11 protein-coding genes are annotated in these 13,169 nt (G+C 30.7%); 3 read left to right on the plus strand and 8 right to left on the minus strand.

Features of this window, described 5'->3' with window-relative positions; all coding sequences use genetic code 11:
* Nucleotides 1-4: 4 nt before the first annotated feature.
* Both Q1A46_RS07310 and glpQ read left to right on the plus strand, forming a co-directional pair.
* Complete coding sequence (locus Q1A46_RS07310; protein WP_299676016.1) at nucleotides 5-403, plus strand: DoxX family protein; 399 nt, start codon at nucleotides 5-7, stop codon at nucleotides 401-403.
* Between the two features lie 117 nt (nucleotides 404-520).
* Entirely contained in the window at nucleotides 521-1,516 is a 996-nt protein-coding gene (glpQ, locus tag Q1A46_RS07315; RefSeq protein ID WP_299676019.1) for a glycerophosphodiester phosphodiesterase, read from the plus strand.
* Here the strand turns inward: glpQ and Q1A46_RS07320 are convergent.
* From Q1A46_RS07320 to Q1A46_RS07330, 3 genes are read right to left on the minus strand one after another with little or no spacing between them, the layout of a single operon-like run.
* Entirely contained in the window at nucleotides 1,511-2,233 is a 723-nt protein-coding gene (locus Q1A46_RS07320; RefSeq protein WP_299676022.1) for a LytTR family DNA-binding domain-containing protein, read from the minus strand. The two genes, glpQ and Q1A46_RS07320, sit on opposite strands and share 6 nt — an antisense overlap.
* Complete coding sequence (locus Q1A46_RS07325) at nucleotides 2,230-3,282, minus strand: sensor histidine kinase (protein ID WP_299676025.1); 1,053 nt, start codon at nucleotides 3,280-3,282, stop codon at nucleotides 2,230-2,232. The genes Q1A46_RS07320 and Q1A46_RS07325 overlap by 4 nt, the downstream gene beginning before the upstream one ends.
* A 35-nt stretch (nucleotides 3,283-3,317) precedes the next feature.
* Nucleotides 3,318-4,427 (minus strand): S9 family peptidase, encoded by a 1,110-nt coding sequence (locus Q1A46_RS07330; RefSeq protein WP_299676028.1) that lies wholly within the window; start codon nucleotides 4,425-4,427, stop codon nucleotides 3,318-3,320.
* A gap of 295 nt (nucleotides 4,428-4,722) precedes the next feature.
* Between Q1A46_RS07330 and Q1A46_RS07335 the strand changes: the two genes are divergently transcribed.
* A complete protein-coding gene (locus Q1A46_RS07335) occupies nucleotides 4,723-5,346 on the plus strand; it encodes an energy transducer TonB (protein WP_299676031.1) in 624 nt (207 codons plus the stop codon).
* Between the two features lie 109 nt (nucleotides 5,347-5,455).
* Here the strand turns inward: Q1A46_RS07335 and Q1A46_RS07340 are convergent, their stop codons facing one another.
* From Q1A46_RS07340 to Q1A46_RS07360, 5 genes are all read right to left on the minus strand, one after another.
* Complete coding sequence (locus Q1A46_RS07340) at nucleotides 5,456-6,163, minus strand: DUF6503 family protein (RefSeq protein ID WP_299676034.1); 708 nt, start codon at nucleotides 6,161-6,163, stop codon at nucleotides 5,456-5,458.
* 63 nt (nucleotides 6,164-6,226) lie between these two features.
* Nucleotides 6,227-7,348, minus strand: a complete 1,122-nt coding sequence (locus Q1A46_RS07345; RefSeq protein ID WP_299676037.1) for a glycerate kinase — start codon at nucleotides 7,346-7,348, stop codon at nucleotides 6,227-6,229.
* Nucleotides 7,349-7,359: 11 nt separating this feature from the next.
* Nucleotides 7,360-9,066 (minus strand): sodium/solute symporter, encoded by a 1,707-nt coding sequence (locus tag Q1A46_RS07350; protein WP_299676040.1) that lies wholly within the window; start codon nucleotides 9,064-9,066, stop codon nucleotides 7,360-7,362.
* A gap of 28 nt (nucleotides 9,067-9,094) precedes the next feature.
* Complete coding sequence (locus Q1A46_RS07355) at nucleotides 9,095-10,408, minus strand: trehalase family glycosidase (protein WP_299676042.1); 1,314 nt, start codon at nucleotides 10,406-10,408, stop codon at nucleotides 9,095-9,097.
* A gap of 89 nt (nucleotides 10,409-10,497) precedes the next feature.
* On the minus strand, nucleotides 10,498-13,164 hold the full coding sequence (locus tag Q1A46_RS07360; RefSeq protein ID WP_299676045.1) for a TonB-dependent receptor domain-containing protein: 2,667 nt from the start codon (nucleotides 13,162-13,164) through the stop codon (nucleotides 10,498-10,500).
* Between the last annotated feature and the right edge of the window lie 5 nt (nucleotides 13,165-13,169).

Raw genomic sequence — 13,169 nt, forward strand, 5'->3', positions numbered from 1 at the left:
AAATATGATTTCTAAAACTACTCTATCGTGGTTACTACGGATTTTAATTGCTGTTATTTTTATTCAAACACTGTATTTTAAATTTACAGCACACCCAGATTCAGTTCATATTTTTTCAAGCTTAGGTTTAGAACCTTTTGGAAGAATAGGACTTGGAATAGCAGAGTTAATCACTTCAATTTTACTTTTAGTACCAAGAACCAAAATTATAGGATTATTACTATCAATAGGAATAATTTTAGGTGCTGTTTTTTCTCATTTTTTAGTTATAGGAACCAATGTTGAGGGAGATGGAGGAACATTGTTTTGTTTAGCTTTAGTGATTTTATCAGCTTGTATTGCATTGTTAATTATATATAAAAAAGAAATTTTAGAATTCTTTAAAAAATTAATCAATAGATAAATTGTTTTGATTCAACTTTTAGATGGGAAATAGTTAATTATATCTTCAAAGCAATAGTATTGAGCCTTTTCTAATTTTTAGAAAAGGTTTTTTTTATTCAAAATATGAGCTACATTTATGCTAAACAAAAATAAAACTGTGAAATTTTTTAGTTTATCGCTAATATTTTTAGCCTTATTTTCATGTAAAACCAGTGAAAAACAAATTTCAAAAACTATGGAGAAAAAAATTGTTGTAGCTCATCGTGGAGCGTCAGGATATTTACCAGAACACACAATGGAAGCTAAAGCTATGGCTTACGCAATGCAACCAGATTATATAGAACAAGACTTAGTGTTAAGTAAAGATGATGTTCCTGTAGTTATTCATGATATTCATTTAGATGAAGTAACCAATGTTGCCGAAGTATTTCCGGATAGAAAACGTGAAGATGGGCGATTTTATGTAATCGATTTTACTTTTGAAGAAATTCAAAAACTGAATGTTTGCGAGCGATTCGATCATAAAACAGGAAAACAATTCTATCCAAATCGTTTTCCTAAAGGAAAAGGAAATTTTAGATTGCATTCATTTCAACAAGAAATTGAGTTAATCCAAGGTTTAAATCAAAGTACAGGTAATTATATTGGAATTTATCCTGAAATAAAAGATCCAGAATTTCATCACGAAATCGGAAAAGATATTGCAAAAATAACTTTAGAAATTCTTTCAGATTATGGTTATAAAACAAAAGCTGATAAATGTATTTTTCAGTGTTTCGATGCTAAAGAGTTAGAACGTGTTCGTAAAGATTTAAAATCTGATTTATTCTTAATTCAACTGATAGAGTTTCCTGAAGAAACAAAAAAACTACAACATTTTGCGACTTATGCAGATGGAATTGGGCCTTGGTATAAACAAATAATTGATAAAAAAGTTGACGAAAAATGGCAATTCACTTCTTTAGTTGAAGACGCTCATAAATTAGGTTTAAAAGTTCATGCATATACGTTTAGAGCAGATCAATTGGGGGATTTTTCTTCGTTTGAAGAACATGTAAATACATTGCTTTTTGAAGCTAATATTGATGGTTGTTTTACAGATTTTCCTGATAAAGTAAAAGCTTTATTATAATTCTAATTCTTGTTTAAACTTTACAGATTGTCTTCTAGAAACTTCTACTTCGGTAGCATTTATCATAGTGAATTTTAATTTCCCATTAAACCAAGGAGTTACATTTTTAATATGATTTAAATTCACAATCTGTTGTCTGTTTACTCTAAAAAAAGCGTTTGTAGGCAATCTACTTTCTATTTTATTTAACGATTTGTAAATCAAAGGTTTTTTGTCTTTGAAATATACGCGAGTGTAATTTCCAACAATTTCAAAAAGTGTTATGTCTTGTATGGCTACCATCCAACAATCTTCACCATCTTTCAAGAAAACCTGACTTGTTAAGGTGAATTGTTTATTAAGGTTTTTCTCTACGTTTTCTTCTACTTCAATTCGATCTATAGTTTTTTGTAATCGATCTTTATTTATTGGCTTTAATAAATAATCGAAAGCATTGTATTCAAAAGATTTTATAGCATATTCATCGTAAGCTGTGGTAAAAATTACTTTTGGAATTTCATCTAACATTTCCAATAATTCAAATCCATCTTTTTCTGGCATATTAATATCTAGAAATAGAATATCAGGAAAAGTTGTGTTTATCATTTCAAAAGCATCATCAACATTTTCTGCTTCACCAATTACTTTAATATGTTGATACTCTTTTAATAAAAGTTGTAATTCTTTTCTAGCCAATCTAGAATCTTCAACAATAATAGCTTTTAATGTAGTTTTCATAACGGAAGTTTTACGTGAGCAATTACTTTATCTTCTGTCTCATTTAAATTGAAAGTTGCATTATTTCCGTATAAGATTTGAAGACGATCACTAATATTTTTCAATCCGATTTTAGTAGACGATTTTCCTTTTTCAATCTGACCAGTATTAGTTACTTTAATACAAAGGTTTTTACTTTCTTCAAAAATATCGAGTGTTACAATTCCTCCTTTTTTCTGCTGAGAAATTCCATGTTTAATTGCATTTTCAATTAACATTTGAATAATCATTGGAGGAATTTCTTGAGTTAATAAATTTTGATCTACATTTTCTTTATAAGTCAATCGATCTTCAAACTGAATATAAGAAAGCTCTATAAAATTATTCACCATTTGTAATTCATCTTTAACTTTAATCGTACTATCGCTACTTTTAGAAAGTGAATATCGAAGCAATTCCGATAAACGAGTAATCATATCTCTAGCTTTTTCTACATCTTCTAACATTAATCCACGAATATTATTTAAGCTGTTAAACATAAAATGAGGATTAATTTGACCTTTTAAAGTATTTAGTTGAGAGTCTTTTAAAGAACTCTGTAATTGTAAATATTCAATACGTCGTTTTTTAGAATTTATAATTGTTTTTATGCTGATGTAAAATAAAGCCCAAAAAAGAATGAATAAGAAAATATTGAGAAATGTAGAAACCATCATAATGTGGTTTTTAGCATCTAAAGCTTTCTCATGAATTAAGTTGTATGCTAAATAAGATAACCCGATTAATGATCCGGCATAAGCTATAGAAGAAGTAAAATAAGCAACAACAACTTTTATCGATTCCTTTTTTAAAGTATCTAACGATTCTAAAAAGCTTTTAATATAATTTCTAAATATTGTACTCCAGAAAACTCCGAGAAGAAAGAACAATAAAGTCTCAATGAGAATGTATTTTTTTGTCAATCTATCTGAACTGGTAAGATATTTACCATAACCATTTAAAAAGGATGGAATTCCCCAACCAACAATTTGTAGAGCCCAGAAAAGTAATTGTTGCGATCTTTTTTGCATAAGTTTTACTTCTTAAAGTAAAGGTACTATTATAATTAAAAACGTTTTAAAATCCAGTCTTTTATTACTGTCATTGCATCTTCAGAAAATGTTTCTTCAATAGTAGCATATTCTTGAACACTACCTGTTTTTGCTTTTTGAAATAAATGATTAAATCCATCTAACTCAACAAACTCAGCATCTTTATTTTTAGCCTTTTGAAGAGCAGATTTAATACCATTTAAATTTAATTGAGAAATAACTTGTATGTCTTTTGAACCGTTTAATGCTAAAAATGGACAAGTAATTTTTGATAGATAATTTTTTGGATCTGTTTTAATAAAGTTCAACATCCATTTAGAAGTAAGCATTTTAATTTGACCGTCTATCACAGGTTTTGTCAATTGCATTAATATCGGACTACTTGGATTTACTTTCTTTTGTTCAGCTAAAAAAGAATGAATTTCTTTAGCAATAGTTAAAGAATCTGAAGTTTTTTGTGTTATATCGTACATTTTCGCAGCTAACTTTTCATTAGCATCGATAAAATCAGCAGGTACATTTTGAAGTTCCATAGCTTTTCTCGATTGCGTTAATAAAATTTCAGCGCCATCAACTCCTGGTCCAGCAAGAGAAACTACAAATGCTAAGTCTTTACTTTGTGAAGCTGTAATTGCAGCAATTAAAGAACCTTCACTATGACCAATTAACCCAATCTTATTAGTGTCAACAATATTCTTTTTAGTTTTTAAAAAAGCAATAGCTCCTAGAACATCATCAGCAAAATCGTGACTCGTTGCTCCTTTAAATTCTCCTTCAGATTCAGCAATTCCACGATCATCAAAACGCAATACAGCAATTCCGTTGTTAGTCAAGTAATCCGATAATACCAAAAAAGGACGATGATTAAATTGCTTTATTTCGCTATTTCTATTTTGTGGTCCTGATCCAGAAATTAAAATCGCTACTGGTGGATTTTTTTTGTCTTTTGGTAAAGTTAAAGTTCCAGCCAATTTAAAATCTGCTTTTCCACTTTTAAAAGTTACATTCTCTATTTGATAAGAAAATGGAGCTACAGGATCTTGAGGTCTTTTTTCTGATTGTCCGAAAATGGAAAGTAAACTAGAAATAAAGAATAAAAAAAGTAATAAAAGTAAACGTATCATAATCAGTAAATTTTTTCAGCTAAACTAAAGATCTTTTATGCTTTTAAAGTTCGAAATATGATAAGTGGTAAAATAGAAATACAAACGGTAAATGTAATAGTGTAAAAACGTAAACCGCTATAAATAAGGGTTTGAGTGAAATTTTCAACCTGATTTATTCCCTTTTAACCCTCAAATTTCCCTCTCACCTATCTTTTTTTTAATAAGAAGAGTTATTGAAAGTTATTTGTGGTGTTGTTAGTAATTAACGAATAGCAACATTAAAATTTTTAACTACTATTAAACACCTTTTATTATGATTTTAAAAAGAATATTGATTTTAAGTTTTAGTATTTTATCAAGTATTATAGCAACTTCTCAGAATGAAGTTTGTACTAGTCCTGATTCTGGAGATGATCTTTTAATGGAACTTAACAGCATTAGTAAATGTCATGTCGAAGAAAAGAAAGAAGAAATTGCACCAAAAAGAAATAGATATTTAAGAATTAGAAATAACAGATACTATGCTAATTTAAGAAAGAATATACGTGATTTAAAAACTAAGAAAGAACCTGTTAAAGAAGTAAAAGCGAAAGAGATTTATCTTGGAGAAGCAACTTTAGAACCTGTTTTATTATCAGCGAATCAAAACAGAGGAGATTTTACAGAGACTTTAGAGAGTTATGTTAGTGATAATTTAGTATATCCAGAATCATTAAAAGATAATAATGTTGAAGGAATTGTATGGAGTAGCTTTGTTATTGATACTAAAGGGGAAGTGAAAAACATTGTGACTTTAGGACCTATTGGAGGTAAATTGTTAGAACAAGAAGCAGAACGATTATTAAAAGCTTTACCTAAGTTTTCTCCAGGGGAATTAGACGGAGAAAAAGTTAATGTTAAACATTTAATGGCGATTAAATTTGAATTAAATATATAGTTCGTTTTAGATTTATATATCATAATAAATGGAGGGAACTATAAAAAAGAGATTCTAAATGTTTAAAAAACATTTAGAATCTCTTCATTTATTTTTTTAGAAGTTAGATTTACTTTATTAAAGTATCTGTTCCTAAATAACCATCGTTTTTATTGTAGTACCAAGCTCTTACTTTTGGCATTTTTATACCATTAATAGTCTCTTCTTCAGAAAGTAAAATATATTCGCCACTATCTTTAGTCGCTTTAAAGAACTGATAAACTTCCATAGCATAGGTTTTCGGATTGAAATAAAAATACCAAGTATCTTTTCCTACGTTAGCATCATAAGTGGCTTTTAAAACCAAATATTCTTTTCCTTTAAAGGTTTTCTTTTCTACTTTATCATCGATGATAGTTCCATTATCTTTTAACTTCATTGGTAAACCATATAAATACGTGTAGTAATTTTTAAACAAATTTGCTCTGTCACAACTCAATTTGTGTTCTTTAAGAATTGCTTCAGAAGGATTTTCATTACCATTAAAAGCAATTTTACAATTTTCCTTTTCTACAGTATATTTAGTTGTGTTTTCGCCTCGTTTTGCTTCTACAGAAAAAAACTGATTCGGTAGATTTATTTCTATTTTACTATCTCTTTTCGGATTATTAGGAGTTGTCATAGTAATATGCAGCGTTCCTTTAAAGGTTTCCCAATTTCCGTTTGGATCGTGGTATTTAATAGCTTTTTCTAATAGTTTTTTTCCTGAAATATTTTGAGCGTTTACCAATAAGTTAAAAGAGAATAGTAAACTTAAAAGAAGCGATAGTCGATACATAGTACATTAGATTTATTGAACTAATGTACTGTTTTTTGAAGAATGTATACGTTTATTAACTATTTACAATTGATCTTCTACAAACTTTTCAGCTAATTCTTTTAGATAGAATTTTGTACGATCGAAAGCATCGTTAACATCTGTGGCAATGTTGATAATATCTTTCGCATAATCAATTTTGAAATGTTTTAATTCCTCTGAAGTCAATGAAATTTCACCACAGAATACAGCGACTTTGGTTAAAAGGTTTCTAGCTTGTAAAATACCTTGAATTGTTTTTCCATTTTTAGTCTGTTCGTCTAGTTTTCCTTCACCAGTGATAATCCAATCAGCATCTTGAATTACTTCATTAAAATTCGCTAGTTCTTTGATCAGGTTAATACCAGAAATAAGCTCACCTTTCAGAAAAATATGACACCCAACACCCATTCCACCAGCCGCACCGCCACCTACAATTTTTTGGGTTTGAGTATTAAAATGATCATCTAAAACTTTTGATAAATGAATCATACCGTTTTCTAAGAGTATAATATCACTTTCTGAAGCTCCTTTTTGTTTTGCATACACGTGAGAAGCACCATTAGGTCCGTATAACGGATTGGTAACATCGCAAGCTATTTTAAATGTGGTGTTTTGTAATTTAGGATGTATATTTTTGGAAGAAACCTTTTCAATTTCATTAAGATTTTCTCCAATAGGATGGACCGGATTTCCTTTTACATCGTAAAACTCATATCCTAAAGCAGTTGCCATTCCAATACCACAATCGTTAGTTGCACTTCCGCCTAATCCGATAATAATTGTTTCTGCTCCTTTTTCTAAAGCATCAATAATCAGTTCACCGGTTCCAAATGTACTAGCTTTTTTAACGTTTAAAACATCCCCAATTAAAGCTTTCATTCCTGAAGCTTCAGCCATTTCTATAAACGCTGTTTTTGTAGTTTCAGAATATAAATAGCTAGCTTCAATTTCGTTCAAATAGGCACTTTTTACTTGTTTGGTCATCAAATTTCCACCTAAGTAATATTGTGCAATATCAATAGTACCATCACCTCCATCTGCTAAAGGAAGTAGTTTGATATTATCTCGATGAACAAAGTTTTGTAATGTGTTTTTAAAGATATCACAAAACTCAAACGAAGAGAGTGTACCTTTAAATTTATCTGGGGCAATAACAATACGCATAACAAAGGGTTTTAGCTAAAAAGCTGTGGAATAAATACACTAAAAATGATGATAAGCACAAAGAAACCTACTAATATTCCTGTTTCACGAGTTAATACAGATTGTAAACTGATACTGTATGTTTGACTTTGCATTTGTTTTGCAGGTACTTTTGGAGTCAATCTACTAACAAGTACAGCTAAAACTACAGCAATTACAAAACCAGTTAAGTTATACCAAATCCAGAATAAATCGGGAACATTTTGAATACCAATATTTGCTAATGCTTGATGAATATTTTCTGATCCATTATAGAATTTTCCTTGATAGATAAAGTAAGTGATTTCAGGAAGATATTTAAAAATTAGATTGATAATTACTGAACTTATAATGGCAACATTCATTCCTACATGATTTACTTTTTTGAAGAAAATAGCTAAGATGAAAGCCGCTAAAATAGGTCCGTAAAACAAAGAAGAAATGGAATTAATAATTTCAATAACCGTACTTTGACTGTTCCCAAATAAATAAGCTGCCAGAATACAAACAGCGCCCCAAAAAACAACTAATATTTTAGAAGTGAAAAGATATTTTTTCTCTGATAATTGTCCTTTGCTATTGAAAAAATCTTCAATAGTTACAGCGCTTAAAGAATTGATTGTAGAACTTAACGAAGACATTGCGGCAGACATAATTCCGATCATTAAAATTCCAATAAATCCGTTTGGTAAATATTTAGTGATAAATACAGGAATCATTAAATCAGGTTTTATTCCGTTTCTTGCGTATTCAGCAGGATAATGAGTTTTTGTAGTAGCAACAATACTGTCATAAAATTCAGGAATGTTATTTACTAAATAACCAATAATTAATCCCATAACACAATACACAAAGACCACAGGAAAACGAAGTAAACCATTTGCTACCAATAGTTTTTTAATTGAAGAACTATCTTTAGCAGAAAGTAAACGTTGTGCTTGAGTTTGATCGGTTCCGTAATACGATAAGTATAAAAATAATCCACCTAAAAGCATAGACCAAAATCCGTAATTTTCGTTGTTGTAAATTCCTAAATTATCTAGTTCTATAACTTGTAATCTAGAAGCATCAAAACCTTTAAACGGACCAATATCTTTCATCATATAATATCCGACACTCAAACAAATAATTAATCCTAGGAATAAGATAATCATTTGAATTGCATCTCCCCAAACCACAGCTTTCATTCCACCTTGATAAGAATAAATAAGTGTAACAACACTTATGATTAATAAAGTAAGGTGAAAACTAATACCAACTACAGCCTGAATAATTAGTGCCATAGTAAATACCATAACTCCGGTACCTAAGGCTCTACTGATTTGAAAAACCAAACTGATAAGTTTTCGTGTTGAAGCAGAAAAACGTTTTTCTAAATATTCATAAACACTAACAACTCCAGATTTATATAATGGGGGAATAACAAAAAACATAATACCTACCATGGCTAATGGCACACCAAATTCAAACGTTAGCCATTTCATACCACCACCTTGTTTTAAACCGACGAACGCAGGTGCTGAAATAAAACTAATGGCAGATAATTGTGTAGCCATGGTAGATAAGCTTAATGGGAACCAACCTAGACTTTTACCTCCTAAAAAATAATCTTTAGAGGTTTTATTCTCTTTAAAAAAATATCCCATGCTCATAAAAGCAATGAGGTAAACGATAATAAGTGTATAATCTAGCCAGTTCATGTATATAAAGTTAGGGGATTAAGAGTTGTTATTCGCTTAATAAATCTATTAAAAGTGCTGCACTCCAAGAAAAGTTATTCCCTCCGTATCCAGCTGTATTGTTTTTATGTTCTTCTTTTCTTGCATCGAAATATTCGTAAAATCCATTTTTCTCTAATATTTCAATAGAATCATCCTTTACACGTTGTGCAATAGTATTGTATCCGTATTTATTCAATCCGTGATATAATAACCAGTTTAAATTAATCCAAACCGGACCTCTCCAATATTGTTTTGGTTTATAACGCTCGTGAGTTGGATCGAAAGAAGCACACATGTACTGATCTTCATTTCCAAATTTATCCATTAGTGTACCAACTAATTCTTCTGCTCTTTTTTGATCTGGAATTTCAGCAAATAAAGGCGCGAAAGAAGAAGAAGAAATATAACGTAATAACTTTTTATTTCTTAGATCGTAATGGCAGTACGCTTTTAGTTCTTCATCGTATAATTTATCATTAAAATTTTGAATAGATTTTTCTGTAAGTTGTTTTAATGTCGCTATTTTATTTTCGTTTCCACCAATTAATTCATACAAACGAATTAAAGATTGATTAGAAGCAATAAGTACTGTATTAAAAAGTGGATCTTGAATTAAGAAAGGTGATAACTCTGCGATTTTCTCATCATTGTAATGATGTGCTTTTGCTATTTCAATAATGTGTAAGTAATGATTGTATTCTTCATTACTTGGTCTTTGAGAAGCATCTACATGAGTTGTATCTCTTCGTTCAAATTTATACTCTGGAGATTCCATAGTATTCCAAACATCATCCCAAATAGGAGAATTGTCTGTTCCTGATTCCCAGTTATGATAAATGTATACCAATCCTTCATCTAAAGGATCTCGATGCTTATAAAAATATAAGCTATAATCATAAATGGCATCAATTGTAGTTTTAATAAATGCAGTAATATTTTCTTTGTTTTCAGCAATATGATACATGCGTTCTAGAGTAAAACCAAGAACATGTGGTTGTGTCATTCCTGTTGTCGGAACTTTATTAATAACTAGTGAACTTAAACTAGATTGATGAAATTCTGGTCCAGGAAAATAGGTGTCACTTTCATTATGAAAAATGATGTGTGGTATAAATCCGTTTGACCATTGCGAATCAATTAGTGTTTTAATCTCTTTCTTGGCTTTTTCCATGTCGAAATGAGCAAAACCAATAGCTATAAATCCAGAATCCCAATTCCACTGAAAAGGGTATAAACCCTGACAAGGAATGGTAAATCCTTTTTCCTGATAGTTGTTATTTAATATCTCTCGAGCTTTCGAGATAAGTTTTTGATCTTTCATAAAAATTAGTAAAAGAGCATTGGCTTATGTGTTGGTAATGATGTTGCTAAGCCAATGCTTTATAAAAAAACTATTAACAAATTGTGTGATTAAAAGTTGAAGGTTGCTGTTAAGAATAATCTTCTTGGTAAAATTGGTCTACCAAAGAAAAATTCTGCATCACCAGCTTGGTTAACGTTTCTTGGATCTCCTTCTGTTACTCCGTCTGTATCGAATAAGTTGAATACAGAGAATCCTAAACGTAAATTATCTCTTTTCTCGTTTAAATCGAATGTATATCCAGCTCCAAGTCTTACAATAGAAATCGGATCTAATTCAACGTTATTATTATCTGCTGCGAATTTGCTACCTGTATAGTTTAAAGAGAATACTCCATCAAATTTCTTGTCATCGTAGTGTAGTCCTAAAGCGGTAATAAAATTCGGTTGTCTTGCTAGTTTATTACCTTCATTAATTGAAGTACTTCCTCCATTTACTAAATCTTCATCTACATTTTCAGTAATCTCATGATCTTGATACGTAAGAGTTCCTCTGAAGCTTAAGTTTTCAATGAATTTATAGTCCCAGTTTGCTTCAATACCAAACGTAGCGGTATTCTGAGAAGATCTCGTTAAATCTACTAATTGCCCAGCATTAAAACCTTGAGTAATTCTGATACGATCACTTAATCCTACGTAGTACGCAGCAAAAGAACCAGAAAGTTTTTCGCTTCCATATTTTGCTCCTGCTTCAAATTGAATGATTTGTTCAGAATCGTACTTACTGTTTGTTACTCCAGTTGAAATTGGAGCAAATCCTCTTAATTGTGGAAAGAAATATCCTTTAGAGAAGTTAGCATATAAGTTTACGTTCTCTTTTAATTCATACAAACCTGCTAAAGAAACTGCCCAATCTGTAGCAGATACAGAAGCTCTTGTAAAACTACCATCTGCATAACTTACGTTAGCAAGTTCAGGAGTTAATTCTGGATTGTCGTAAACTTGTTCTTCAATAATATTTCCATTACTAAATACACCATCTGTAGATTCTAAACGGAACCCAACATCGAAACGCCATCTATCAAATATCATTTCATCTGTAATGTAAACCGCACTTCTATTTTGCGTTAAAAATCTATTTGAAGTCATACCAATTCTGTTGTATAAACCACCTTCAGAATACACGACGTTATTTCCGCCTCCATCTGTATAACTTAAATTGATTAATCTTGGATTGTTATTGAATTCTGATAGAACACGATATTGAAAATTTACATCTTCAGCTTCAGAACGAGCTAAGAAAGTTCCCAAAGTAATAGAGTGACTTCCGTTATCGGTATTAATTTTCTTTACAATTGCAGCTTCTCCTGCATAATCTGTCATCGGACGTAAACGATCGATATGTAAATTGTCAAGTACTAAATCGTTACCATTTACAGGAACTGTACTTCCTTGATAAGTTGCTGTAAAACCAGTATTCCCAGGAGCAACATTATTTACATATTCATTTAAAGTGATAGGATTGTTATTCGCGCCATTTCCTCCAATGTATAAAGCAAAATTGTGCTCATATTCTGCAAATCTTATTTTTGATTTAAATTTTAAATCATCAGTAAAATTGTAGTTGAAATCGGTAAGTACATAACCACCTTTTGTAGAAACTCCATCTTCAATTGGGCTGTTATAAATTCCACCTGGAGTTCTAAAAGAAGTATTTGCTAATTCACCAGATAATAACTGAAAAACTTCTTCACCATCGTTTCCTGTTAATCTAGATCGAGATGCACCATCTAAAGGTAATGGTAAAAAGAATTGGGCATTATCGTTGATGTATTGTCCATGAACAGTTAATGAACCATTTTCGAATTTCTTTTTAATATTTCCTCTGAATTGCGCTCCTTTTGTTGGCAAACCTGTTACAATCGGACCGTCATCGTATCTTACAAATCCAGTAAAAGCATAATATGTGTCAGAATCTTCTCCACCTAAACGACCACCAGTATAAAAGTCAGTTTTTACACGTCCTTTATTAGCCCATTCTACATTGATGATGTTATTTGCATCTGTATCTCCTGTTTTACTTGTGTAATTTAAAATACCAGCAACAGATCCAGCACCGTATAATACAGCTGCTCCACCACGAACAAATTCAAATCCTTTAAAACCAATATCTGGTCTTGCATAAACATCATGAGCAGATGAGTTTAATCCGAAAGTACTCATTAAAGGCATTCCGTCGTATTGTAACGGATTAAAAACATATTGTCCGCCAGAAGGTAAACCTCTTACAAATACATTTGTAGCAGTTTCACCACCACCACCTTCGGCAGTAACACCAGGAACACTTCTAATAATATCAGCCTGACTATTGGCAGATAGTTTTGTAATTTCTTTTTGTTTTAAAGAAGTTATAGATAAAGGCGCGTTTTTTTGCGATCTAAAAGTACTAGATGCGGTAAGTACAACTTCATCAAGTACATCTCCACCTTCTTGAAGAATAATATCTTTTTGAATAGTTGTTCCGTCTAACTGTATTACTTCCGTAAAAGCTTTAAACCCTACAAAACTTGCTCTTAATGTTTGTTTACCTGTAAGAGAAGTAACCAAGGTAAAATTTCCATCAAAATCTGTAGAAGCACCAGAAGTTGTGCCTTCTAAGATGATGTTTACTCCAGGGATTGGTTCACCCTGTTTGTCTTTTACTGTACCTTTTATAGTTGTTTGTGCAAAAGTTGAAAAACTATAAAACGACAATAATACTATTAATATTTGTTTCATAAAAC

Origin of the sequence: uncultured Tenacibaculum sp. (assembly GCF_947502995.1) — a bacterium.
GTDB lineage: Bacteria > Bacteroidota > Bacteroidia > Flavobacteriales > Flavobacteriaceae > Polaribacter.